General features: G+C 63.1%; 34 protein-coding genes. 20 read left to right on the forward strand and 14 right to left on the reverse strand.

Annotated features, from left to right (window positions below; translation table 11 throughout):
• Window positions 1-75 precede the first annotated feature (75 nt).
• The gene (locus EJ071_RS27860) at window positions 76-579 is read right to left on the reverse strand and encodes a hypothetical protein (protein WP_126100723.1); all 504 of its coding nucleotides are present in this window, start codon (window positions 577-579) and stop codon (window positions 76-78) included.
• Window positions 580-951: 372 nt separating this feature from the next.
• Between EJ071_RS27860 and EJ071_RS27865 the strand changes: the two genes are divergently transcribed.
• From EJ071_RS27865 to EJ071_RS27890, 6 genes are all read left to right on the forward strand, one after another.
• Complete coding sequence (locus tag EJ071_RS27865; RefSeq protein WP_245459995.1) at window positions 952-1,215, forward strand: hypothetical protein; 264 nt, start codon at window positions 952-954, stop codon at window positions 1,213-1,215.
• A 119-nt stretch (window positions 1,216-1,334) separates the two neighbouring features.
• The gene (locus EJ071_RS27870) at window positions 1,335-1,787 is read left to right on the forward strand and encodes a hypothetical protein (RefSeq protein ID WP_126100724.1); all 453 of its coding nucleotides are present in this window, start codon (window positions 1,335-1,337) and stop codon (window positions 1,785-1,787) included.
• 196 nt (window positions 1,788-1,983) lie between these two features.
• The gene (locus EJ071_RS27875; RefSeq protein ID WP_126100725.1) at window positions 1,984-2,253 is read left to right on the forward strand and encodes a hypothetical protein; all 270 of its coding nucleotides are present in this window, start codon (window positions 1,984-1,986) and stop codon (window positions 2,251-2,253) included.
• A 149-nt stretch (window positions 2,254-2,402) separates the two neighbouring features.
• A complete protein-coding gene (locus tag EJ071_RS27880; RefSeq protein WP_126100726.1) occupies window positions 2,403-2,759 on the forward strand; it encodes a hypothetical protein in 357 nt (118 codons plus the stop codon).
• A 21-nt stretch (window positions 2,760-2,780) separates the two neighbouring features.
• Window positions 2,781-3,518 (forward strand): hypothetical protein, encoded by a 738-nt coding sequence (locus EJ071_RS27885; protein ID WP_126100727.1) that lies wholly within the window; start codon window positions 2,781-2,783, stop codon window positions 3,516-3,518.
• Window positions 3,519-3,582: 64 nt separating this feature from the next.
• Complete coding sequence (locus tag EJ071_RS27890) at window positions 3,583-3,888, forward strand: hypothetical protein (RefSeq protein WP_126100728.1); 306 nt, start codon at window positions 3,583-3,585, stop codon at window positions 3,886-3,888.
• Window positions 3,889-3,974: 86 nt separating this feature from the next.
• On the opposite strand, the gene EJ071_RS27895 is transcribed toward EJ071_RS27890, so the two are convergent.
• On the reverse strand, window positions 3,975-4,397 hold the full coding sequence (locus tag EJ071_RS27895) for a DoxX family protein (RefSeq protein ID WP_126102746.1): 423 nt from the start codon (window positions 4,395-4,397) through the stop codon (window positions 3,975-3,977).
• A 233-nt stretch (window positions 4,398-4,630) separates the two neighbouring features.
• Window positions 4,631-5,386, reverse strand: coding sequence for a tryptophan 2,3-dioxygenase family protein (locus tag EJ071_RS27900; protein WP_126100729.1), 756 nt, complete (start codon window positions 5,384-5,386; stop codon window positions 4,631-4,633).
• 141 nt (window positions 5,387-5,527) lie between these two features.
• On the opposite strand from EJ071_RS27900, the gene EJ071_RS27905 reads away from it, so the two are divergent.
• Window positions 5,528-5,998, forward strand: coding sequence for an Lrp/AsnC family transcriptional regulator (locus tag EJ071_RS27905; protein WP_126100730.1), 471 nt, complete (start codon window positions 5,528-5,530; stop codon window positions 5,996-5,998).
• 393 nt (window positions 5,999-6,391) lie between these two features.
• On the opposite strand, the gene EJ071_RS38730 is transcribed toward EJ071_RS27905, so the two are convergent.
• From EJ071_RS38730 to EJ071_RS27925, 5 genes are all read right to left on the reverse strand, one after another.
• A complete protein-coding gene (locus tag EJ071_RS38730) occupies window positions 6,392-7,162 on the reverse strand; it encodes a hypothetical protein (protein WP_189521233.1) in 771 nt (256 codons plus the stop codon).
• Between the two features lie 255 nt (window positions 7,163-7,417).
• A complete protein-coding gene (locus EJ071_RS38735) occupies window positions 7,418-7,573 on the reverse strand; it encodes a hypothetical protein (protein WP_189521234.1) in 156 nt (51 codons plus the stop codon).
• Window positions 7,574-7,721: 148 nt separating this feature from the next.
• Window positions 7,722-8,081 carry an SPW repeat protein gene (locus EJ071_RS27915; RefSeq protein ID WP_126100731.1) on the reverse strand — a complete coding sequence of 120 codons (360 nt, stop codon included), beginning with the start codon at window positions 8,079-8,081 and terminating at the stop codon, window positions 7,722-7,724.
• 153 nt (window positions 8,082-8,234) lie between these two features.
• Entirely contained in the window at window positions 8,235-9,287 is a 1,053-nt protein-coding gene (locus EJ071_RS27920; RefSeq protein WP_126100732.1) for a PAS domain S-box protein, read from the reverse strand.
• A gap of 61 nt (window positions 9,288-9,348) precedes the next feature.
• A complete protein-coding gene (locus EJ071_RS27925) occupies window positions 9,349-9,594 on the reverse strand; it encodes a hypothetical protein (protein WP_126100733.1) in 246 nt (81 codons plus the stop codon).
• A 264-nt stretch (window positions 9,595-9,858) separates the two neighbouring features.
• On the opposite strand from EJ071_RS27925, the gene EJ071_RS27930 reads away from it, so the two are divergent.
• The 5 genes from EJ071_RS27930 (at window position 9,859) to EJ071_RS27950 (ending at window position 12,193) form a co-directional block, all read left to right on the forward strand.
• Window positions 9,859-10,197: a hypothetical protein gene (locus EJ071_RS27930; RefSeq protein WP_126100734.1), complete on the forward strand. Its 339-nt coding sequence runs from the start codon at window positions 9,859-9,861 to the stop codon at window positions 10,195-10,197.
• Between the two features lie 287 nt (window positions 10,198-10,484).
• Entirely contained in the window at window positions 10,485-10,688 is a 204-nt protein-coding gene (locus EJ071_RS27935; RefSeq protein WP_126100735.1) for a CsbD family protein, read from the forward strand.
• A 116-nt stretch (window positions 10,689-10,804) separates the two neighbouring features.
• The gene (locus EJ071_RS27940) at window positions 10,805-10,990 is read left to right on the forward strand and encodes a hypothetical protein (RefSeq protein WP_126100736.1); all 186 of its coding nucleotides are present in this window, start codon (window positions 10,805-10,807) and stop codon (window positions 10,988-10,990) included.
• Window positions 10,991-11,223: 233 nt separating this feature from the next.
• The gene (locus EJ071_RS27945) at window positions 11,224-11,736 is read left to right on the forward strand and encodes a ferritin-like domain-containing protein (protein ID WP_126100737.1); all 513 of its coding nucleotides are present in this window, start codon (window positions 11,224-11,226) and stop codon (window positions 11,734-11,736) included.
• Window positions 11,737-11,827: 91 nt separating this feature from the next.
• On the forward strand, window positions 11,828-12,193 hold the full coding sequence (locus tag EJ071_RS27950; protein WP_126100738.1) for a low affinity iron permease family protein: 366 nt from the start codon (window positions 11,828-11,830) through the stop codon (window positions 12,191-12,193).
• Window positions 12,194-12,345: 152 nt separating this feature from the next.
• Here the strand turns inward: EJ071_RS27950 and EJ071_RS27955 are convergent, their stop codons facing one another.
• The 4 genes from EJ071_RS27955 to EJ071_RS27970 all read right to left on the reverse strand — a co-directional run bounded on the left by EJ071_RS27955 (window position 12,346) and on the right by EJ071_RS27970 (window position 17,055).
• The gene (locus tag EJ071_RS27955; RefSeq protein WP_126100739.1) at window positions 12,346-12,651 is read right to left on the reverse strand and encodes a hypothetical protein; all 306 of its coding nucleotides are present in this window, start codon (window positions 12,649-12,651) and stop codon (window positions 12,346-12,348) included.
• A gap of 360 nt (window positions 12,652-13,011) precedes the next feature.
• On the reverse strand, window positions 13,012-14,028 hold the full coding sequence (locus tag EJ071_RS27960) for a YihY/virulence factor BrkB family protein (RefSeq protein WP_126100740.1): 1,017 nt from the start codon (window positions 14,026-14,028) through the stop codon (window positions 13,012-13,014).
• Window positions 14,029-15,737: 1,709 nt separating this feature from the next.
• Window positions 15,738-16,058, reverse strand: coding sequence for a hypothetical protein (locus EJ071_RS27965; RefSeq protein ID WP_126100741.1), 321 nt, complete (start codon window positions 16,056-16,058; stop codon window positions 15,738-15,740).
• 10 nt (window positions 16,059-16,068) lie between these two features.
• Entirely contained in the window at window positions 16,069-17,055 is a 987-nt protein-coding gene (locus tag EJ071_RS27970; protein WP_126100742.1) for an SDR family oxidoreductase, read from the reverse strand.
• 170 nt (window positions 17,056-17,225) lie between these two features.
• Here EJ071_RS27970 and EJ071_RS38740 point away from each other — a divergent pair, with 170 nt between their 5' ends.
• Genes EJ071_RS38740 through EJ071_RS27975 form a run of 3 tightly spaced genes read left to right on the forward strand, consistent with a single transcriptional unit; the run spans window position 17,226 to window position 17,911 of the window.
• Window positions 17,226-17,402: a hypothetical protein gene (locus tag EJ071_RS38740; protein WP_189521235.1), complete on the forward strand. Its 177-nt coding sequence runs from the start codon at window positions 17,226-17,228 to the stop codon at window positions 17,400-17,402.
• A 20-nt stretch (window positions 17,403-17,422) separates the two neighbouring features.
• Window positions 17,423-17,602: a hypothetical protein gene (locus EJ071_RS38745; RefSeq protein ID WP_189521237.1), complete on the forward strand. Its 180-nt coding sequence runs from the start codon at window positions 17,423-17,425 to the stop codon at window positions 17,600-17,602.
• A gap of 6 nt (window positions 17,603-17,608) precedes the next feature.
• Window positions 17,609-17,911 (forward strand): DUF982 domain-containing protein, encoded by a 303-nt coding sequence (locus EJ071_RS27975; protein ID WP_126100743.1) that lies wholly within the window; start codon window positions 17,609-17,611, stop codon window positions 17,909-17,911.
• 91 nt (window positions 17,912-18,002) lie between these two features.
• On the opposite strand, the gene EJ071_RS27980 is transcribed toward EJ071_RS27975, so the two are convergent.
• Entirely contained in the window at window positions 18,003-18,722 is a 720-nt protein-coding gene (locus EJ071_RS27980) for a Crp/Fnr family transcriptional regulator (RefSeq protein WP_126100744.1), read from the reverse strand.
• A gap of 505 nt (window positions 18,723-19,227) precedes the next feature.
• Here EJ071_RS27980 and EJ071_RS27985 point away from each other — a divergent pair.
• A complete protein-coding gene (locus EJ071_RS27985) occupies window positions 19,228-20,121 on the forward strand; it encodes an alpha/beta hydrolase (RefSeq protein ID WP_126100745.1) in 894 nt (297 codons plus the stop codon).
• A gap of 28 nt (window positions 20,122-20,149) precedes the next feature.
• Here the strand turns inward: EJ071_RS27985 and EJ071_RS27990 are convergent, their stop codons facing one another.
• Window positions 20,150-20,383: a hypothetical protein gene (locus EJ071_RS27990; RefSeq protein ID WP_126100746.1), complete on the reverse strand. Its 234-nt coding sequence runs from the start codon at window positions 20,381-20,383 to the stop codon at window positions 20,150-20,152.
• A 466-nt stretch (window positions 20,384-20,849) separates the two neighbouring features.
• On the opposite strand from EJ071_RS27990, the gene EJ071_RS27995 reads away from it, so the two are divergent.
• From EJ071_RS27995 to EJ071_RS28010, 4 genes are read left to right on the forward strand one after another with little or no spacing between them, the layout of a single operon-like run.
• Entirely contained in the window at window positions 20,850-21,344 is a 495-nt protein-coding gene (locus EJ071_RS27995) for a hypothetical protein (RefSeq protein WP_126100747.1), read from the forward strand.
• Window positions 21,345-21,370: 26 nt separating this feature from the next.
• A complete protein-coding gene (locus EJ071_RS28000; protein ID WP_126100748.1) occupies window positions 21,371-21,580 on the forward strand; it encodes a hypothetical protein in 210 nt (69 codons plus the stop codon).
• A 27-nt stretch (window positions 21,581-21,607) separates the two neighbouring features.
• Window positions 21,608-21,805 (forward strand): hypothetical protein, encoded by a 198-nt coding sequence (locus EJ071_RS28005; RefSeq protein WP_126100749.1) that lies wholly within the window; start codon window positions 21,608-21,610, stop codon window positions 21,803-21,805.
• Window positions 21,806-21,848: 43 nt separating this feature from the next.
• Window positions 21,849-22,166, forward strand: coding sequence for a plasmid stabilization protein (locus tag EJ071_RS28010; protein WP_126100750.1), 318 nt, complete (start codon window positions 21,849-21,851; stop codon window positions 22,164-22,166).
• Window positions 22,167-22,178 lie beyond the last annotated feature (12 nt).

Raw genomic sequence — 22,178 nt, forward strand, 5'->3', positions numbered from 1 at the left:
TCAGGCTTCGCCCTTGCGGGTTTCGCTCTTGCGGTTCGGGCGCCGGTCGTCCTGCGTCGCGCCTTGCTCGCCCCGTCAGCCATGGGCCGGCGCATCGGAGGCTGGTGCCTTGCCCGTTCGCGCCTTGGCGACCTTGCGCGCCGGTTTCTTGCGTGGCTTTGCGCGAACTCGCCTTAGCGGCGCGGCCTGTTCGAACGCAGCCGTGACAATTGCCGAGGCCGGCGGGGCAGCGCCCCCCTCTGGCCTGCCCGTCCTTCGCAGCAGCTGCGCTGCAGTTGCGGAGGGAGGACCGGCGATCTGCCCCACCAGGGGGGAGATCGGCAGCTTCGGCGCCGGCGCGGCGGCCTTCAGCTTCGCCGTGGCGGCAGCGATCGCCGCGGGATCCAGACCCTGGCGCGGAAAGCCGAAGCCGGCGACGGCATTGACCGCGCCGCCACGCACCATGCCGATGCGCACGCCTGGAGCCACCTGCTCAACGCGACCGGCGCGGCGCGGCAGGCCGAAGGATTGGAACTCGCCGATGGCGCTGACGATCTCGGCGCCGTCGTCGCCGGTGATGATGGTGGCATAGCGTGGCATGGAAGACTTCCGCGGATTGGATTCAACTGGAAGGTCGAGTTCCCGCCCACCCCCGTGGGACAGAAAAACCGCCGGGCGGCGGGTCGTTGGCGCAAATCAGCACCATAGACAAAATCATAGCATTGCTGCCCTCACCGGGCAATGGCTTCTAGGTAAATTTTCCTATTTTTGAATCCCACCGCAAACGCCGGTCGCCTAAAAACGACCCAACCGGGACAGGTCGCCGCAGGTGGGCATTTTTGTCGGAACCATGGGCGGCCCGAGCGGTTGGCCCATGTCGCGACGCGACGACCTTTCGCCAAGAAAAGGAGAAAACCATGTTTAAAACTATCCTTGCGGCCTCGGCGCTCACGATCGGTCTTGCGGGGAGCGATGGCCCAGGACGCCGGCCATATGGGTTCGGGCGCCACCAATGACACGACCGGCGGCAGCGGCCAGACGGTCGTTCCCAATTCCGACAACGTCGATCCCAGCACGACCGGCAGCATTTATGGCGGCCCGGCCTATGACGACGGCATGAACTCGAATGCCGACCGCAATTGCGCGCCGGGTCCGCAGGGCGCTCAGCCCGATGCCAGCAACCTGTCGCCCGGAACCACCGCGCCGACCGTCAACGACAAGAACTGCGGCAAGTAGCATTTGAGTTTCGTTGCACCAAAAAGGGCCGTGGAGTCCGCTCCGCGGCCCTTGCCTTTGGCGGCTTGCGGGAACCAGGAGCCGCCCAGACCGTTGCAGGAAGAAAAAGGAGAAAACCAATGGCAGACAATGACATAGGCACCGCAACTCGGGCGAGTGGCAACGGCAAGGGCACGACGAGCGCCGCGCGCAGCAGAAGCGCGTCGCGCCGCAGCGCGCGGTCTTCCAACGCCTCCGAGGCGGAGATGAAGAAGCAGATCGCGGAACTGAAGCGCGAGGTGAGCCGGCTCAACCGGATGCTCTCCGACCAGGCCGAGGAAGCGGCTCATGGCTGGTATCAAAGCGCCGCCGACCGCGCCTCCAGCCTATACAGCGGGGCATCCCACCGCGCCTCGCGCGCGGCCAAGCAACTGCGTACCCAGGCGCATAGCGTGTCCGAAACGGTGCAGCAGAACCCCGGCACGATCTCAACCGCGGTTGCGATCGGCGGGCTGTTCGGCGTGCTGATGGGCCTCACTATCGCCAGAAGCTCGCAGCCGGACCCCGATTGGTTCCGCCGCTGGCAACGCTAAGGCGCGAGACGGCTTGCCGTCTCGTCGCTGCCTCAAAGACTTGGCGGAAGCCGGGCAGGCGCGAGACGGCTTGCCGTCTCGCCGCTGCTCACGGACCTGACAGAAAAGGCCAGGTTCCAGCCTGGCCTTTTTGCACAGGCTGGTCATTAGCATGACCTTATGGAATCATTCGTCCATAGAATCGCGGAGAGCGGGCATGGACAAACCTGCCATGGCATCCGTCTTTCGGATGCGGCATGTGCCAGCAAGCATTTCGGGCGTTCGCAGCCTGGGCCGGGGCCAGGCTGATCCCGTTTTCCACTCGAGGCCGCTCGGCGAAGCCATCCGCTTCATCGCCGAGGCCGACGGCCAGTACGACTTGAGCGCCGTCGCGATCTCCTATGGCGACCGCACGACGCCGCCGCTAGGCAGCCGCGAGGTCAAGCAGCTCTGGAGCGAATATGGCGAGCGCCTGATGGAAGCCTAGTCCTCGCCGGCGGCCGGCTCGCGGCGGCTTCCGCACCGTGAGAAATCGCCGCAGTGGACCAAGCAATCTACTCGGGGTTATTCTAAGCCGTCTTGTCCGTGCCATGGAATTTTGCTTGGGTTGGGCGCGATTTGATTTCAGGGGTGTAGATGCGTTTCGAAATGCGTTTTGCCGCGGTGCTTGTCGGCGCCGCACTTCTGGCTGGCTGCACCAGCGCCAATGAAGGCCAATGGAACACTGCGCAAGCGGCGATGCAAGGCAACCCTGCCTTCAAGCGAGAAGTGATGGCCGACTGCGTCAAGCAGGTGGGGTCGAGGCAGTTGAAGGACAGGCAGGCCGTGGCAAAGCTCATGAATGTCAGCGTCGCGCGCGTTCCTAGCGCCTTCTGCAGCCGGTTCTTCAATGCATGGGCAAGCGGCCGCCTCACCTATCGTGATTTCCAGGGTATTCACTCCCAGACGGCCGACAAGAGCCGCTTCGTGCGTATCCTGCAGGGCAGGAAATAGCGAGACCGCCTGGTCGCCACCATGCAGCCCGAGCTTCAGCGCCTCATCGATGATTGTTACGCGGCGTTTGCTTCCTACCCGCCGCCGCGCAAGCTTCATGCTTCGCCGCTCCGGGATTCCGTGGCGATCCTGGAGACACTGACCTCGGCGCCGCTGCGCGAGCTTACCGGAGAGCAGATCGGTCCTTACGCAGGCTGGGCCATGACGACAGTCGGCGATGTCGCTGACTACAAGCATTTCCTGCCGCGCATCCTGGAACAGGCCGTTCGCGCGTCGCTTTGGACGGGCACCGATCCGCCGATTATTGCCAACCGCCTGAAGATGGCCCAGTGGCAGGATTGGCCGGACGCCGAACGTGGAGCGATCCGCGCGTTGTTTACCGGGGCCTTTTCGCAAGCCATCGAGGGGCATCCGGATGACGGAGATGATGCCGAGGACTGGATATGCGGCATCGCCATCCTCGATCTCGGTTTGTCGGCAACGCTCAACGCTTGGCTTGCGGCGCCGTCAATGAACGCAGCGTTGCAGCTCGCGACGTTTCTGACGAGGAGTTGTATGTTCGAGGCCGATCCGGTCGAGCGCGCCTATTGGAGTTATGTCGACGCACCAACGGCTCACCTGGTAAGGCGGTGGCTGCTCAGTGATCGTATCCTTCAGCGGCTGTCGTCGGCACGCGGTTGGACCATGCCCTCGGATCAGTGGCTGATCGACAAAGCCCTTGCCACCCAAGCAGCCCGCAGGTTGGAAAGGCTGCAATAGCGGCTCCTCGGATCGGAAACGCCCGTCGTGCGTTTTTCAGGCGAGGTCAATGGGAGGAAGCGCCATGAACGTCGCCAATCTGCAACTCGAGGGCCTGCTGATGGCCGTCGCGGCAATCAACCATGTGCTGGTGCGCAAAGGGGTGCTGACGGTCGAGGAGATCGACATCGCGCTGCGCAAGGCCGAGGCCGTCGAGACCGGCGAGGACCGGTCCGAAGGCATGTCGGCGTCGAGCCGCGACGCCGTCAACTTCCCGATCCGCCTGCTCGAGCTCGCCAACCAGTGCCAGCCGGAAGTGGACATGCCGTCCTTCTCCAAGCTGGCGCGCATGGTCGGTCAGATGAAGGAGCCGTATAACGATCAGATGTGAGGCGGGCTGTTCCGCCGGTGATGCCTGCGCTGCCCCTCATCCGCCCTTCGGGCACCTTCTCCCCGTAAACGGGTAGAAGGAACAGTTCATGCCCCGCCCGGCCCGCCTTGCCGGACCGCCAGCACGCTACCGGGTCCATGGACGGCGGCGAAGAGCAGGCCGGCGGCGAACGGGAAATGCGACATGAAGGCGCCGAACTCGGCCTGGTTCGAGGCCCAGTGCGATGGGCCGTGGAAGGCAAAGCCGAGGAAGACGACATAGACCGCGCCGATCAGCGCCGCCGGGGTCAGGAGGGCGCCGGTGAGAAAGGCGATCACCAGCAGCGTTTCGAGGATTGCGGCGCACCAGGCCAGAAACAGCGGGAACGGGAAGCCGGCGGCGGCGATGTAGCCGGCGGTGGCGCCCATATCCATGAACTTGAACGCCACCCCCATCGCGAACATGGCGGCGAAGATCAGGCGAGCGATGAGAATGGCGGCGGTCTGCCAGGTCGATTGCGTTTCCACGATGTCCTCCGGTTGAAGCGGTTGATGTGCTCCAAGGACGGATGACGGGCGATGGTTCCGACAGGAGTGGGAAATTTTTCTCCTTCTCCCCTTGTGGGAGAAGGTGGATCGGCGCGCAGCGCCGAGACGGATGAGGGGTGTTCCAGGGAACGCCAACGTCTCACTCCGCTGGAACACCCCTCATCCGTCGCCTTCGGCGACACCTTCTCCCACAAGGGGAGAAGGGGAGCCGGCCCCTACCCCGCCTTCGCCTGGGGCGGATGGCTGATCGAATCCCGCACGGTGCCGTAGGCGGCGCCCCAGCGGTCGGTCATGTCGCAGCGTATGTCCCAGAGCTCGGGGAAGAAGCGGTGGCGGGCGCCGCCTTCGAGGATCTCCACCGGCCGACCCTTCAACGACTTCGCGCCTAGGCCGATCGAGCGGTGGATCAGATAGAGGTGGTTGGCGCGGAATTTCTGGAACAGCTCGTCGAACTCGATCAGCACCTCGGCCACGACGTAAGCATCGCCATGGTCGTAATGGGCGTCGTAGATGTCCTCGACGGAGAGCCCGCGGCCGTCGAGGTAAGCATGCTTGAAGGCGCGCCACAGGTCCGGCGGCAGGCGCAGGATCAGCTTGAAGCCAGGCGACTCCTGGCCGCTGCCATTGCCGAGCTCGAGGCGGATCTGCTGGTACTCCTTGGGCGACATCGTCTCCAGGAGATCGAGCTGCGCCGTCATCATGCGCACCAGCCGGTGCACGCGCCCCATCAGCGTCACGATGCGGTGGGTGTCCTCTTTCTCCAGATAGTCGAGCACGTCGACCAGCGTGTAGGCGATGAGCTTCATCCACAGCTCCTCGACCTGGTGCACGATCTGGAACTGAAGCTCATCGGCATTGACCATCTCGGCGAGCGGCTTCTGGCAGGCAAGCAACTGGTCGACTTTCAGGTAGACGCCATAGTCGCGCATCTCGGGCGCCTCGATGCGTGCATGATAATCCGATTTGTCCATGGCTCGTCTCCTCGCGCGGGCATGGTTCGACAGATGCCCCAAGGATAGCGCTTCCGGCTTGAACATTGTTCCTTTCTGTTATCCGAATTGCGAAAAATGGAGTACGATCCCGTCAATTTCAGTAATTTTGGAGAACGGACTATGCTGGACGTCCACGACCGCAAGATCGTTGCCGCATTGGAACGCGACGCGCGCGTCTCCTTCGGCGAACTCGCCGAGGAGGTGGGCCTGAGCAAGACGCCCTGCTGGAAGCGGGTCAAGGCGCTGGAAGACGCCGGCGTCATCCGCGGCTACTCCACCCGCATCGATCCTGCCGCGATCGGCTTCGGCATCGAGGCCTTCATCCAGGTGTCGATCGACTTCGAGGTCTCGGACGCTTTCGAGGCGGCGGTGAAGAAGCACCCGCTGATCCGCCGCTGCTATGCAACCACCGGCGAGGCCGACTATCTGTTGCAGATCGTTACCGTCGACATGCGGGCGCTGGACCGGATGCTGCGCGTCGAGCTCAGCCGGCTGCCCGGCGTGCGCCGCACCGTAACCTCCATGGCGATGCGCGAGATCAAGGGCGACATTTCGTTTGCCGACGCGGCGTCGCATGCGTTGAGGGGATGAGGCGCGCGCACCAAACGATGTGAGACGTTGGCGGAGCAGCAGGAGGCCCGATCCCCCGATCGAGCCGCGGAGGCCGGCCACACAGGCGCGGCGTCGGGCCCTGACTTTTTCTGGGATGGTCGAAGATCAGGCGTTGAACCGGTCTATAGTCGGGACGGGGGTACGCGGGTGGCGGATATCGTCTCAACCAGGATCAGTGCGGAGCCTGCGGGGTCGGCAGGACGCTTGCGGTTTTTCGCATTGATGGCGGATGCCGGTATCGCGCGCCGTTCCTTGCCACAGCTCGGGAGTATTCTGGCGGCAGCGCTGCTCGCGTCGACCATGCTGGTGCCGACGGCCACCGCAACTCGCGCGGCGTCGGTCTTGCCGGAGCTGCGAGACGGATTCGACCGGTCAATAGATCCCGTAGCCCAAATGCAAGAGGGCAAGCGCATTCTTCTGGTCCAAGCCGCAGGCGGAAATGGCGGCAACGGGGGAAACGGCGGCAATGGCGGCAATGGTGGCAATGGTGGTGCCGATGGAAACGGCGGCAATGGCGGCGCCGGGGGAAACGGCGGCAACGGTGGAAATGGCGGCAACGGAGGGAATGGCGGCAACGGGGGGAACGGCGGCAATGGTGGCGCCGGTGGAAATGGCGGCAATGGCGGTGCCGATGGAAACGGTGGGAACGGCGGTTCCGGTGGTAACGGTGGGAACGGCGGCAACGGCGGCGCCGGTGGAAATGGCGGCAACGGCGGCGCCGGCGGTAATGGCGGCAATGGCGCCGGTGGAAACGGCGGCAATGGCGGTGCCAATGGAAACGGCGGGAACGGAGGATCCGGTGGTAACGGTGGCTCCGGCGGCAATGGCGGCAACGGCGGTGCCGGTGGAAATGGCGGGGACGGCGGGGGCGCCCTGCCCTGCGGCCGTACAGAGCCGCTTGATGACGGAAGCCAGTTCGTCGCGGCTTTCGATCCGCTTCAGCCTGCCGTTGCGAGGAGCGCCGAGCATCTCGAACCGGTCGAGCGGGACAAGCGCGCCGTCGGGGCGGCGGATCTCGAAGGAAGCGTCGATCACGTCGAGCCCAATCGCACTGAACATGGTCCAGGAGCGCAGCAGCGCCGTTCGTACCCCGAAGACCTGCTCTGCGGCTGGACCGGCGATCATGAACGCGGCGATCGCCATGAATGCGAAAAACCGTAAGCGCCCTGCCGACACCCGCCCGGCAGGCTCCGCACCGATTCTGGCTGAGACGACATCCGCCACCCGCGCACCCCCGTCCCGACTATAAGCCGGTCCGACGCCCGTTCTTCGATCATCCCAGAAAAAGTCAGGGCTCGACGCCGTGCCTGTGGAGATACCTGGGTTCCCGCAGTTGCCGCGGAGGACGGGGGCAAACAGAAGGGAGGCGCGAAGAACGCCGCGGCCGGTATTCGGACGTCAGTTCAGGCCAGGCTCCGCACGGGCAGCCGGCCCGGGTTCCCGCGCCGCCTCTTCCTTCTCCGCGTCGGCCTTGCGCTTCGGGCATTCCTCGAAATCATGGTCGCGGCCGCCGCAATAGGAGCAGCATTTGGCAGGCTTGTCGGGGTGGAGCATCGAGGCCATTCCCAAGAATGCACGAAAAGGTGTCCGCTTGCAGCAATTGCGTGAAACCGCAACCGCCGTTCAGCCCCCTGCCCCGATATGTCTTCGCGCAGTTCCAGGAGCTCGCCGCTCGCGCGGCGGGCCCCCGTTCAATCACCGCTCACGCATGCGCGTGGGGGTGACGGAAGTCCCAGACGGCCCAGGCCGATGCCGCGAGCACAAGCACGCCGAGGACGACGTGCGTGAGCATCACGTTCCTGTCTGCTGCAAATCCCAGCAGCCAGGGCGACACGATCAGCCAGAGCCCGAGGACCATATTTACCCATTCTTCCCATTCGGCGAACACCGAAAGCGTCGCGAGCGCCAGCGCGCCGAGTGCAACGCCGACAATCCAGGCGTTCCACGCGGGCACCATTGCCGCGGTGAATCCGATGACCCAGGGTGAGATGAACAGGCAGATCGCGAGGACGAGATTGATCCAGTCCTGGCTCTTTCTTCCTTCCATCAGTTTGCTTGGCATGACAACCTCCATGGAGCTTGACAGAAGCAACTGCACAAGCGTGCACAGCGCACGCTTAATTAATTGATGTAATACTCTTTTACGGACCTGCAAGGAGGCCGCGGCCAGGCGTCGTTTCCGGATTGAAGATGCCTGGAGGGCTGAAAACGGCCTTCAGAGGCTGAAATCGCTTTCGGTGTCCGTTCCGAGCTGCGGCACGACGATGGCCTCGAGCGGCGCCGTCAGCGACCATTTCAACGCACCGGGCGAGCGTTCGAGGCTGGAGGAGCCGCTGAGCGATTGCGGCGCCACCCGCTCGAGCACCACCGTGCCGAAGCCCTTGCGCGCGGTCTCATCCGGCTCGCCAGTGCCGGTATCGCCATTCGACGCCTCCTGCCAGACCAGGTGAAACCGGCGCTGGGCCTGCGGCCCGGTCTCGACCGTCCAAGTGATCTCGACGCGGCCGCCCTCGCCCGCCAGCGCGCCATATTTTGACGAGTTGGTGCCGAGTTCGTGGAAGGCCATGCCGAGATTCTGCACGGCATTCGACTGCAGCGTCAGCAAGGGACCGGAGAGCGAGATGCGCTCCTCATGGCCGAACGGTTTCAGATGTTCCTGGATGAGGTCGAACAGGCTGGCGCCGGCCCATTCCGAAGTGACCAGGAGATCGTGCGAGCGCGACAGCGCCATGATGCGCGCGCGGATCATGTCCTCGAATTCGCCGGGGTTGGCGGAGCGCTTGTTGGTTTCCCTCACCATCGACAGGATCACCGCGAACTGGTTCTTCACGCGGTGGTTTACCTCGCGCATCAGGAGCCGGATGCGACGCTCGCTCTCTTTGGCGGCGCTGATGTCGCGGGCGATTGTGGACGCACCGACAATCTCGCCGGAACTGTTCCTGATCGGCGAAACCGTAACTGAAACCGCGACCAGCGAGCCATCCTTTCGCTTTCGCGTCGTGTCGAAACTTGCCACTCCCTCGCCTTTGCGGATTCGGCCGATGATGTCGCTCTCCTCGTCGTGCAGATGCTCTGGGATAAGGTGCAGCATGGATAGGCCGACAGCCTCCTCGGCGCTGTAGCCTAGCATGCGCTCAGCCGCATGGTTCCAACTGGTAATGATGCTGTTGAGATCCTTGCTGATGATGGCGTCGTAGGAGGAGTCGACGATGGCCGCCAGCCGCGCATTGGCAATGGTATCTGCTGATTTCCCGCCCCCGGATTTCACTGATTCGCCCCGGATATCGCCATCGGCATTAGCTAGCGCGGCCGGGGACCAAGGCAAGCGCCTAAGCCTTGGAACGGTCGGGATTTTCGCCGTTACCTATTTCGGGAGCCAGCACGCCGAAATCCTGTGACTTCACCCCCGCCTCGGCGGTCAGGAAGCCGTCCGACGCAAGACCTCGGCGCAGCAATTCACGCACCGCGGCCGAACGGCTGGGCATACGCTTTTCAAAACGCCAGTTTTCCAGCGCTGCCAGCTCTTCGTCGGTCAGCATGATCTGCAGCCGCTGCGGGCGCTCAAGCTCAGCCACTTTGCCTCCTTACCAAAATACGGGAATGAGTAAGTGTCTCACTTTGAGTAAAAGTAGGGTCGGCTGCATGAAGCGTCAAGGTAGGGCGATGTGTGAAGGGAGACCCATGCTAACGAAACCCATGATGCTGCAAAACCTCATTTGACATATCATACTAACTTACTGATTTTCTTAATTATTTTTGCTTTTTCGGTTTGCCGTTTTCGCTGATCGAGCGCATAGTGGGCGTAGAGGGACAAACCCCCACGAAAGGAGGGTTTTCCAATGTCACGAGGATTTTCGGATCGACTGCGCGAGGACGCCCACTGCAAGGTCCGGCATGCCCTGTGGGAAGACGGGATCGTCAACATCATCCAACTGTCGGAAGAAATCAGGCTCATGAACCTCGACGAGAACGTCGCCCGCGAGGACATCGAAAGCCTGGTGATGCAGGTGACCCAGCTTTATGGCGCGGCGATCGAATTCGACGAGCAGGCGCGGACTGCCCTCGACCTGCCCGACGCCTGTCCGGCTGACAGCCGCAACGACCTGGAAAAGGCGCTTAACGAGCGGACGCCGCCGGAGGTTCAGGTCGACCTGCTTCATTTGGACTCGAAAGCCTGAGCGGCGGATTCCAACCGGCCGAGTGCCCAGGCGGCTACAGCGCTTTCCGCCGCCTGATCTCTCTCGATCCATCAATTTAGAAGCCCGCCCCGGGGGGGGAGAAATCCGAGGCGGGCCGGATCGGGTTCTGGCTACCCGTCCTTCGGCGCGCGCTTCACAGAAGAATGCGGGGACTGCGCGCCATACTGCAGCAACAACATTAGCGACGTCTAAATGTTCCCTCGCCATGTCAGGAACCTCGGGGCAGTGCCGCCGTTAGCTTCCAAGCAAATGAAGGAGGTGGCACCATGGATTGGAACCGCGTCGAAGGAAACTGGAAGCAGGTCAAAGGCAAGGTCAAGGAACAGTGGGGCAAGCTCACCGACGACGACCTCGACCGGATTGCCGGCAAGCGCGACCAGCTGGAAGGCATGATCCAGGAACGCTACGGCATCGAGAAGGACCGCGTCCGCCGCGACATCGACGAATGGGCGAGCCGCCAAGGCTGGTAGCGTCCGCCCTGAGCCGCAGCCTCAGGCCGGGCTGCGGCGCCGAAAGCAAGGAATTTTTGATTTCAGAACAATGACGCTATATTAGTTGACTAAATGATTCATGGCGCGGTGAACCGATGGCCAAGAAGAAATCGAGACAGGCCTTGTCCGCCATTGCCGCGGCCTCTCGAGCCGAGGCTACCGAGGCAATTTATTTTGCCCGCAAGTGCGGCCTCACCCCTGAAGAAGCGCTGCGGATGATGCGCGAAGCGCATGAGGCATCGGAGCATAAGGCTCCGGACAGCGGAAAGCGGAAGCGCTAGCCGTGGTGAAAGTGCTTGGCCGGTGCGGCCGCTGGCCGTCAGGGTCAAGCCTCAAACGGCTCGCTCGCTGTTCCCCACAAGCCCGTCTTCGGCCCTTTTTGGCAACTGCAAGACACGGCAAAGGTGTCAATAACAATTGATCGTCTCGGGCGGATCGTGTGTAAAAATTCTTTCCGGAACAACTCGCTGCCGCCGCTGTTGTTGGATGATCCAAACCAACAGGAGATCAACACATGGCGACGACGAAGGCGGCCTCGAAGAAGGGCCTGAACGAACTTTTCCACGACACGCTGAAGGACATCTACTTCGCCGAGAAGAAGATTCTGGCGACGCTTCCCAAGATGGCCAAGGCGGCGCAAAGCGATGACCTGAAGGCTGCCTTCGAAAAGCATCGCGCCCAGACCGAGGAGCATGTCGCGCGCCTGGAGGAAGTGTTCGAGGTGATCGACAAGAAACCCGTCGGCAAGACCTGCGCCGCCATCATGGGCATCACCGAGGAAGGCGCCGAGATCATGGAGGAATACAAGGGCTCGCCCTCGCTCGACGCCGGCTTGCTGGCGGCCGCGCAGGCGGTCGAGCATTATGAAATCTCGCGCTACGGCACGCTTCGGACATGGGCGTCCGAACTTGGCCTGACCGAGGCTGTCAACCTCCTCGACAAGACGCTGGGCGAAGAGAAAGAGACGGACGCAGCACTCACCGAGCTTGCCGAGTCGGCCGTCAACATAGCGGCTGAAGCGGCTTAGGGCGGAAGGCAGGGTCTTCCCTCAATTCTGTCTTCCCCGAGCCCTGGGGATTCACATCCTTGGGGCTCATGCCTGCAATTGAGATCGTCACATGGAAACGGCATTCAACCGGATGGCGGAGGCCGTCGCGCACGCCGCCGGCAAGCCTTGGGCCTTCGCTCTGTGCCTGGCATCGGTTCTGGTCTGGGGAGGAACCGGGCCGGTATTCCACTACTCGCAGACCTGGCAGCTCATCATCAACACTGGCACCACGATCATCACCTTCCTGATGGTGTTCCTGATCCAGAACACGCAGAACCGCGACGGGGCGGCTATCCAGGCAAAACTTGACGAGCTGATCCGTTCGGGCCACGCCAAGAACGACTTCATCGGTATCGAGCACCTCACGGAGGCCGAGGTCGAGGAGTTCCGGGCTCGCTGCGCTGAAGCCAAGAGAAGGCGGATGGCCAACGTCTAGGGCTTCCGAGCCAAGCCTCAGGAGGCATCCAAGTGCGAACCTCAGCATGTCACTCGGCTCGCCGCGGCGGAGGATGGGAGGAACCGGCCTGACAAAGCGAAGACCGGGTTGCTTGGCCGTTGTGCGAATCCCCCAGGGCGCTGCGGCGGCTGTTATGTCGGCTTGTCGACCAGCGGAGTTTTCTGCTTCGGCGGAACGTAGGGCGTCACCAGCCGTAAGATGTCCATGTTCACCGTCACCGGCACACCCAGATTCACCGTCACCAGATCGCCGTCAATGTGAGTGACGTCGCCGATTAGTTCCATCGGCTGGCCTTTCTTTGCCTGTGACGTGCGGTCGACGATCGAGTGCGGGAAGCCATAGGATGGGATCGAGACGCTGACACGGTCTTCTGTGACGCGCCGACGCACGGTTGCGGTGATGGCGACCTCGTCGCCAATGTTGATACCCTTCGCCATATCACGAGTCTGGCGCGGCAAGAGGCTTCGTCAAGAATTAGCTGAAACTAATACAGGAAAGTGAGTGGTCGGCCTTGAAAGCCGGCGGCCCAGCGGCTCTTTGGAGGGGGACTCGGGGGCGCCGCTGAGCCTAACCGACAGCTGGGGTAGAGCCGCCGGCTGGCACGCTATTATAATCCTTTTTTATTAGCCGCAGCTAATTTATTTATTGAAAGGCTCTTGCCCCATCCGCCCCTGGGTAGGAGTGCGGCCGATCCTGCGCGCCGGGAACCGGTGCCGCTGCAAGGCAAACTTCAAACGGGTTGGTTCTGCCTCGAAGAAGTGTGGACCAGGCATCACGGCTGAAACGCCTTGGGCAACTCAACCCCTCCGCCGCCAAACCTGCGAGACCAGCAGCGTGATCAGACTGCTGAAGACGATCCAACCGCGAACCTCGCTGTCGGAGACCGCGGACCGCGAGCCGGCCGTGGACCCGCGCTGAACCTGCTGGGCTGATCGATTCCGAGACGGCGCCACTAGCGGCGCGAGGTCCTGCCGGCTGCCGCTCCGTACCGAATAAGCTCGGGTGATCTCGGCGCCGAAGAAAAAAATCTGGGCCGAGTAGTAGACCCAGACCAGCACCACCATCAGCGCGCCGGCAGCGCCATAGGAGGTGGCGATGGCGCTGGTGCCGATATACCAGCCGATGAGCGATTTGCCGATGGTGAACAGCAGCGCGGTGACGACCGAACCGACCGCGACGTCGCGCCATTTGAGCCTGCGGTCCGGCAGGACCTTGTAGATCGCCGAGAAGAGCAGCGCGATCAGCACGAAGGAGACAATGGTGTTGACGGCGCTGACGATCAACTCGCCGAACGGTAGGCGTTCGTTGATATACTCGCTCAACGCCGAGATCGCGGTGCTTGCGGCGAGCGACACCAGAAGCATGAAACCAAGAGCCGCCACCAGGCCGAGGCTCGCCGCCCTCGCCCGCACCAGGCGCGAAAGCGAAACGCCGTCGGGTTTGACCTTCCAGATTTGGTTCAGCGACTGCTGCATCTCGCCGAAGACGCCCGAGGCGGTGACAAGCAGCGCGATCAACCCGACGATGGTGGCAAGTGTGCTGGACCCGCGATGCGAGGCGGTCTCGATCGTCGCCTTGAGGAGATCGGCGCTCTGCGGTCCCATCACGCCCGAGAACTCGGCCGAGAGCGCGAGCTGGGCGGCGTCGTTGCCGATCACGATACCGGCGATCGCCACGACGATCAGAAGGATCGGCGCCAGCGAGGTCGTGGCATAGAAGGCCATCGCCGCGCCATGGCTCAGGGCGTTGTCGCTAAGGTAGCCGGCGACGCCCTCCTTCAGCAGGACCCAGGCTTCGTGGAACCAGCGCCGCATATCTATCACCGTCTACCCCGGACGGGAGATGCAAGTTCGGATACTGGACGTTCTGCCATGCGTTGCCCACGCCCGAATTCGAGCGGGCCGGGTGGGACAAGAGCTCGGCTGCCCTTTTCGTTGGCCAGGGTATGAAGCCGGAAAAACCACCCTGTTCTCTTTGCCACCAGGTCCGGCTGACGCGGCCCGCCGAGGTCAATTCGGCAACGGCCTGATGGTTCCGCACTTCGGGACCGGGAGATCGGGCTATACGGCAGAGCATGCCGACCCCCGTGTCCAGGCACGAAAAACCGCCCCGGATGGGAGAAACCGGGGCGGCAATTGTGGAAGGTAGTTCGGGTGTCCGGGACTACCAGACAGTAACTCGCCTGGCCTTGAAAAGTTTCGAGCCAGGCCCGACCCGGCGTTCTATTTTGGCGTCTGCGGTGGCAACTCGCCCGGCTTGATTATCGGCATCTGGCTGTTGTCGGCCGGCGGAACGGTGGCGTTCTTGTCGCCGGTGGGCGGCGGTTTCAGCACTGCACCAGACAGTAACTCGCCTGGCCTTGAAAAGTTTCGAGCCAGGCCCGACCCGGCCGTTCTATTTGCGGCCGGGGCCCGACCCGGGCGTTCTTGAAAAATACGTCGCCCTAGAGCGTATCGGAACGCGGCGCTCTGTCCGGGTCAAGCCGGTTCGCGATCACTCGGGCCCACCCGAAAACGCCCGGGCCCGCAAGAGCGCCAGAGCGATGGTGCCGGCCGTCGGTGTATGCTCGACCCCCCGGATCCCGACAGGCATGAATATCCCGAGGATGCGGCCGACCTTCGTCGCCCACCTCAAGGAAAAGAACCCGTTATCGAAGCCAAGGATCCGGCGACAGCCGAGGCCTGCGGGTTCGCGACCGGTCCATTAGAGGTAGAGCACGGGCCCCAGTCGGAAACAGCCATACGGCGCCACCGTTGCAGCCCCTCAGGGCGTTGTCGCTAGGTAGCCGGCGACGCCCTCCTTCAGCACGCAAAAAACCGCGCCTTAGAAAGGGAAGCGTGACGTTGGGGCAGGTAGCTAGCGCGCCTCCGAATTAATTCTTTCCGGACTCGAGGCCTGTCCGCTACCCGCCGGTACGGGATGATATCGCAGAATCCATTCGGCCAAGCATCCGGTCAGCAGGTCCTCGGAAGCCAATAACCTGAGTGGTTCGCCCGGGGTTTTCAGGTATCCGCCACGACCCGAATTCGAGCGGGTCCGTGCGAGAGATGGGACATAGAGGCCGGCTGCAACACACTGCCCTATTCGCTTGGCCCACGAGGTTCCATACAAACCAAGGCAGAAAAGAACCACCCTGTTCTTTTGCCCAACACATGATCCCTGGCTGGCGTTCGAGCGCCCCGCACGCCAGGTCATTCAATTCGGCCAATCGGAGAAAATTGCTTGGGTGTCCGCACTCGAAAAGACCCCGCGAGCGAGACTACGTGGCGTCACTAAAAAATTCCACGGCGCAACAGGCATCATCGGGGAACAAACGAGCCCGCGAAACAGCACCCGGGTCGGTGCAGGCCCACGGAAAGATCGAGGATTGCCGAACCGCCGGATCGACAGTGGGAAAGAAGAGCCGTCGGGATGCCGAATCGTCAATGCGCGGCAATTGTGGAAGGTAGTTCGGGTGTCCGGGACTACCAGACAGTAACTCGCCTGGCCTTGAAAAGTTTCGAGCCAGGCCCGACCCGGCGTTCTATTTTGGCGTCTGCGGTGGCAACTCGCCCGGCTTGATTATCGGCATCTGGCTGTTGTCGGCCGGCGGAACGGTGGCGTTCTTGTCGCCGGTGGGCGGCGGTTTCAGCACGCCGTTGCAACTGTCGAGCGTTTCCGACAGATCGTTCGCGTTGGCCTGCTGCTTCTGCTGCGGGTCCTTGGTGTCGGGCTTGGCCTGGCAGTCCCCTAGTTGTTGCAGGTCGGGGATGAGCTGCTGGTCCATCGGCTGATCGGCCGTCTGCGCCGCAGCCGGAAGCGCCGACATCAGGACGGCGGCAAGTGCGAGAAGAATTTTCTGCATGGGATCCTCCTCATGAGTAACCCCCGATGATCGGCAGGATCTCGCCGGTGATGTAGCTGGAGCATTGCGGCGAGGCTAAAAACACATAGGCCGGCGCGATCTCCTCTGGCTGGGCGGGCCGCTTCATCGGCGTCTTGGCGCCGAACTGCGCGACGTCCTCGGCCTTCTTCTCCGACGGGTTGAGCGGCGTCCAGACCGGGCCCGGTGCCACCGCGTTGACGCGGATGCCCCTGCCTATGAGGTTGCCGGAAAGCGCCCGGGTGAAGGCGTGGATGCCGCCTTTGGTCATCGAATAATCGACCAGGTCCTTCGAGCCCTCGATGCCGGTGACGGAGCCGGTGTTGACGATCGCCGAGCCCGGCTTCATGTGCGGCACGGCTTCCTGCGCCATATGGAAATAGCCATAAAGGTTGGTCTTCAGCGTGGTATCGAAATGCTGCTCGGTGAGGTCGACGAAATCGGCTGAATGCACCTGGAAGGCGGCGTTGTTGACAAGCACGTCCAGCTTGCCCAACCCCTTCACTGTCTGTTCCACCGCCTTGCGGCAGAAGGTCCGTTTGGAAACATCGCCGCGAAGCGTGACGCAGCGCCTGCCTTCGGCCTCTACCGCTGCTTTCGTCGCTTTGGCGTCGCGATCCTCGCTGAGATAGACGATGGCTACATCGGCGCCTTCGCGTGCGAAGAGCACAGCGACAGCGCGGCCGATGCCGGAATCGCCGCCGGTGATCAGCGCGACCTTGCCTACGAGCTTGCCCGAACCCTGCCAGAACGGCGCATCGTAGAGGGGCGCCGGCACGATCGCCCATTCCTCGCCGGGCTTTGCATGGTGCTGCTTCGGGAACGGCGGCACCGGATATTCGCGCGCGCCGGCCTGCATGGGGCCGTGCGATTTGCCGTTGGGCTTTGCGCGATCGGTGGCATCGACCTTGCGCTGCACGCTGCGCTGCCGGCTCGCCGTCTGCGCGCTGTCGGACTTCGTTCGAGTGTCGGTCGGCATCGCCATCTCCTTCTCGATAGACAACGCATGCCGGTGGAAAAGGTTGGCTTTCGTCGGGTCGGCCTTGGCCGCGCAGCCAAGACGCGCACTACATCAAAGTTAAATGCGGGCGATCGCCATAGTTGCTAGTCGATCGTTGTTTTGGGGGGACTCTGCAGCAGGAGAGTTCCATGGACTTTCGAAATCTGATCGGCAAGCTCTCGACGGCATTTGTGCGCCAGCGTGCCGCCGTGACAATCGCCCCTCTTCGGCCGATCCGGGCCTCGCTCGCCAACGTGCCGCTGAGGGTGCGTCCGCGCCCGCCCCACCTTCCGGCGCCGCCCATCCGGCCGGCGAGCAATATGTAGCTCGCGCCCCTGCAGTTGCCTTGGTCGACCGGATGCAACCGGCCGGCGGCATCTTCGTTTATGGCGATCCCAACTCTGGTGGTGGCAACATGAAATCCTTTCGGACGACCAATCCCGTTTTCATCCTGGCGGCGGTGATGCTGACCGCGGTGCCCTTCGTCGGCCTCGCCTGGCGTGTTCATGAATGGCTTGGATGGTGACGAAAAATGAGCCGGTTCCTGCCGCTCACTATCCGCTTCGTCAACGGCGGCTCGATGGTGGTTTCATCGATTGCCGATGCAAGGAAGGCGCTGGAGGGAAGCTGGAAAAACAAGGAGGCGCCGGACTATCTCGCGGCGTCGCGGCTGGTGGACGACGCCATTGCGGGCATCTGCCGGCCGGCTGTTGCTTTCGCCGCCTTCAAGAAGGCGGCCGCGCAACAGGGCCTGTTGAAACCGGTCGATCCCAGCGCCGCGCTCTCCATGCTCGACCAGATTTCGTCGCGCGACCGCAAGAAGCCGCCAGGCTAGATTGTTTTGACGCAATTCCGGACGGAGGCTACGGCGAAGTCACCGAGCCCAACCGTTACACACTTTTCCTGAAATGCTCTGAAGCGCGCCCTCACCTCGGCTCGTTGTTCATGCTGAGATAGGTCGGGTCGAATTCCGCGATCGCGACGAGACGCTCCCAGTCGAGGATCGCGACCATGTGGTTGACCCAGCTGATCACGTTCATGCGCCGCAGCGTGCCGATGACCCTGTTCATGTGCACGACCGAGAGTCCGAGCACATCGGCGAGCACAGCCTGCGACAGCGGCAGATGGAAGCTCATGCCATGGGTTTTCTTCACGACCTGAAGCCTGACGAACAACTCGCAGATGAGATGCGCCAGATGCGAGGTCTTGGAGCGGCGCCCCATGGCCACGATCCACTCGCGGTGGATGGCGCCGTCGACAAGCGTGTCCAGCCACAACAGCCTGGTCAGATGCGGCGCCTGCTCGGTTATTGCACGCAGCTTGCCGTGATCGGCTGCCACCACATGACAGGGCGAGAGCGCGATGATGCCATGGTCCATGGTCTTCAGAAGAAAGGCATGGAGGTCGACGAAATCGCCTGCCACTTGCAGTGAGGTGAACTGCCGCCCGCCGTCCTCGAGTACCTTGTAGCGTGCGGCGAGCCCGTCCACGATGAGCGTGCTGGAGGTGGGCCTCGACCCTTCCTGGACGATATCCTCGCCGGTGACGAAATATTTCTCGACCGACATTGCGCCGCTCAACAAGCCCTTCTCTTCGTCCGAAAGGGCATCGTGCTGGCCAAGGTTGAGAAACAGGGATTCCAGCATTCTGGCTCTTCTGTCCTCCATTCGCAAAAGCTAACGTTGGAGGGTCGGGCCGGTTGCAGACGACCGGTCATGACAGTAGCCATAACTGAGCCGACGCAGGCGGATTTCCCTTCAGAACCAGCCTCTTGGACAATGATCGCGGCGGTGAACTGGACGTCAAAACTGCCGGGGATCGTAGTACCGATGGAACGCTTCTGCTTCGACTTGTACAACACCGAACACCCAGATCGACGCCGAAGGACAACTTCTTCCCACCCCGAGCGGGCCGGGGTGGAAGGGTTGCGGATCCTGCAGGATGTCGCGCCCGACGAAATACCGGGGCGATCGTCTCAAGATCGCCGTCAAAGCGCGGAACGAAAAAAGAGACCAGATGTTCGAGGCGTCCCTACACTCGATTCCGCCCGGTTCGAACATCGCAAGGCGTCGGCCGAGCGAAACCCTTTCCGCGTGCGGTCATAGCAACCATACTCGGCCTCCGCCGTTCCGCCTGCCGGAGGCAAAAAACATGTTCGACGATTTCGAAATCGCCGAGGTCGATACGGGCGAGGCACGGTTATTCATCCGCCGCGCCGGGAGCGGTCCGGGGCTGCTCCTGCTGCATGGCTTTCCGGAAATGCATCTGATGTGGCGCGACGTGGCGCCGAAGCTCGCCGACCGCCTTAGCGTCGTCTGCGCCGACCTGCGCGGCTACGGGAAAAGCTCCTGTCCGCCGTCCAGCCCGGATCATGCTCCCTACGCAAAGCGCGCCATGGCTGCCGACCTTGCGGCGCTAATGACGAAGCTCGGCTTTTCCCGGTTCATGGTTGCCGGGCACGATCGTGGTGGCCGCGTTGCCTATCGGCTGGCGCTCGACCATCCCGACCGCGTCGAGAAACTTGCTGTGCTCGACATCATCGCCACCGCCGATGCCTGGGACCGAACCGATGCCAGGCTGGCGCTGGGCTACTGGCCATGGTCGCTGCTGGCGCAGCCCGAGCCGCTGCCGGAGGCGATCATGGCGGCGGCCGCGGATGCGATCGTCGACAATGCGCTGGAAAGCTGGGGCTCCTCGCCTGCCGCCTTTCCCGCCGAGGTCCGGCAGGCTTATGCCGATGCCTTGCGCGATCCGGCTCATGCGCACGCCATCTGCGAGGAATATCGTGCGGCAGCGACGCTCGACCGCGAGCATGACCATGCGGACCGGGCAGCGGGCCGGCGCATCGCCTGCCCGGTGCTGGCGCTATGGAGCGGGCATGGCGCGCTGGCCGAATGGTACGCGCAAGAAGGCGGGCCGCTGGCGCTGTGGCAGAAGTGGGCCGGCAATGTCAGCGGCGGAGCGATGCCCGGCGGGCATTTCTTCCCCGAGGAGGCGTCGGCCGAGACGGCAGCGGCGCTGCGCGCCTTTTTCCAGGCGAAATAGTTGCGATGCCTGAACGGGCGACCGGCCGCTATAAGCCGTAGGCCAGGGTGAGATAGATCGCCGGCGCAACGATCAGGCAGAGCGCCATCACGATCACCACGGCATTGCCCAGGCGCTCGGCGCGCCTGGCAATGTCGGCGACGTCGTCATCGTCGACAATGAATTCGAGGATCGAGATATCGGCCAGAGCGGAGAGATGGTTGTCGTTTGCGGGATGGCTTTCAGCTTCTCGCGATTTGGACTTGGCAGAAATAAAGGTCAAAACGTCGTCTCGCTTCCGAAACCGGCAACGCGGCTTCCTATTCGGATGGTTCTTGGGTTCCGACGGTATTGGGTGCCCGCCTTTTGCGCGGAAATAGCGGGCACCCAAAATGTGCCGACGACGGAGGGGGGTTCCACCGACGACCGCCCACTAACTCGAAGCTTCTGCTTTGGTTGCCGCCGCCGGCCCAATGCGCGGGCCGCTCGGACTTCAGTCGCAGGGGCCTTTCGGACCGGTGGCCCCGGGCATGACGCGCCCAAGCGGTTCGGCGCCACACCCGAGAGCTTTGCGGGCGTCGCCCCTGGAGCAATGCCTGGAAAAATGCGCAACAGTCATCTCTGTCCGAAATTGCGTAACGGCTCCGGCGCTGCTCCTCCTGCAATTGGAACTTCTTCCCCTTCTTCCGGTTCCTCAAAAAGCACGCGGTGGCCGGCCGCCGCCAGCAGGAGGTTCAACGGAGGCAGCGATGTCCGTGCACACACTTCACCCCGAGCGCGTCGACGAGGCACGCATGCATGCCTATTCGATCTTTGCTCCGCTGCTGATCCATTCGCTGATCCAAAGGCTGGCGGGCCGCCAGGGCATGCGGGAACTGGACAAGCTCGAGACGTCGCTCGTGCGCCTTGTCGAGGAAACCGTCATCGCCGCGCCGGATGGCGAGGCGATGAAGGAGTTCGCGGTCGAGCTCATTGTGTCGACGCTGCGCAATGTGCGCGAACATCCCGATGCCAAGCACGATCTGGAAGAGATCGACGACCGCCGCACGGCAGGGCGCTCGGAGATTCCGGAGACGCTGGAGGAGCAGCTGCAGTCCGGTCTGGAGGACAGTTTCCCGGCGAGCGATCCGCCGGCGGTCGTTTCGACCGCCATCACCGGCGGCTCGAAGAACATCGTCGGAACCGATGAGGTGCTGCGCCGCAAGAAGGCGGCACGCCGCAAGCAATCGGAGACGGCAGGCTAGTGGCAGCTCACCAAAGGAGACCTGAGATGAACAGCAAAATCCCGCACCGCCCCGGTGCCGCCCACGCACCGCCTTCGGACACCTTGCCGACCAAGGGTGGCGACGACCCGGACGTGCGGTTCCTGGCCGAGAATACCGACCTCTCGCCGAAGCAGGCGCGCGAGTTGATCCGCGAGCACGGGCACGACCGCGACAAGCTGCTCGAAATCGCACGCACCATGAAGGCCGAGGGCTGAGCGCCCCTCTGAAAAGCGAGGCAGACAATGAGCAACTCACCACGCCCGGGACGCCCCGGAACAACCGAGCAATGGCCGCGCTGGGAGGGACCGAAGGGGAACCGCCCTCCCGGTTATCTGCCGCCAAAGGACGATCCCGACAAGAACCGCGATGCGGCCGGCGAGACCAACGAGGACCCTGAGCGGTCCAACCTCGGCGACGCCGGCCAGAAGAAGGGTAACTGAGGCCGGTCGTAGAACTTCACTCAGTGCAACAAGGAGAAGAAAAATGCCACGCGGAGACAAATCGAAATACACCGACAAGCAGGAACGCAAGGCCGACCACATCGCCGAAGGCTACGAGAAGCGCGGCATCTCGGAGAAGGAAGCCGAGCGGCGCGCCTGGGCGACCGTCAACAAGGACGATGCCGGCGGCAAGAAGGAAGGCGGCTCCGGCCGTGGCAAGCACACCGGCAATCCGGCGGCACACAAGGGCGGCCGGATGGGCGGCAATGCGTCGGGCGAGCGCTCAGCGGCGGCGCGTTCGGCCTCGGCGAAGAAGGCTGCGGCTACCCGCAAGCGCAATGACAGCCACGCGCATCATTGACAGGCGTTGGAA

Origin of the sequence: Mesorhizobium sp. M1B.F.Ca.ET.045.04.1.1, assembly GCF_003952465.1 — a bacterium.
Taxonomy (GTDB): Bacteria; Pseudomonadota; Alphaproteobacteria; order Rhizobiales; family Rhizobiaceae; genus Mesorhizobium; species Mesorhizobium shonense.